The sequence below is a fragment of the Vogesella mureinivorans genome (assembly GCF_007644035.1).
GTDB classification, from domain to species: domain Bacteria; phylum Pseudomonadota; class Gammaproteobacteria; order Burkholderiales; family Chromobacteriaceae; genus Vogesella; species Vogesella mureinivorans.
Genome location: NZ_VMTV02001154.1, coordinates 1 through 487, shown reverse-complemented (window position 1 = coordinate 487; position 487 = coordinate 1). Strand labels below are relative to the sequence as shown.

Here is a 487-nt window from a genome sequence, read left to right as displayed (position 1 = left end):
CCGGTCTTGGGGTCATTGCCCAGCACGCGCGAGCCGCTGGCGTCGCTGCGGTCGACGGTTTCGATCTTGTCGTCGACCAGCGCCTTGAAGGGCTTCCAGAAGCGCTCCATCAGCGGCAGCCAGTCTTCTTCGCCGCGCGACACCGCGTCGAGCTCGTCCTCGAGCTTGGCGGTGAAGTCGTAGTCGACGTACTGGGTGAAGTGCCCGGCCAGGAACTTGGCCACCGCGCGGCCGACGTCGCTGGGTCGGAAGCGGCGGTTGTCGAGCATCACGTATTCGCGCGACAGCAGGGTCTGGATGATGCTGGCGTAGGTCGAAGGACGGCCGATGCCGAACTCTTCCAGGGCTTTGACCAGGCTCGCTTCCGAGAAGCGCGGCGGCGGCTCGGTGAAGTGCTGGTCGATGACGATGGCCGACAGCGGCACGATGTCGCCGGGCTTCATCGCCGGCAGCTTGCGGCCCTCGTCCTCGGCGTCCGCCGACTTCC

At 66.9% G+C, this 487-nt stretch carries 1 protein-coding gene; it reads right to left on the bottom strand.

From position 1 onward, the window contains the following. A partial coding sequence (locus tag FLQ44_RS23285; RefSeq protein ID WP_240801390.1) for a DNA topoisomerase occupies positions 1 to 487 on the bottom strand: 487 nt, incomplete at both ends.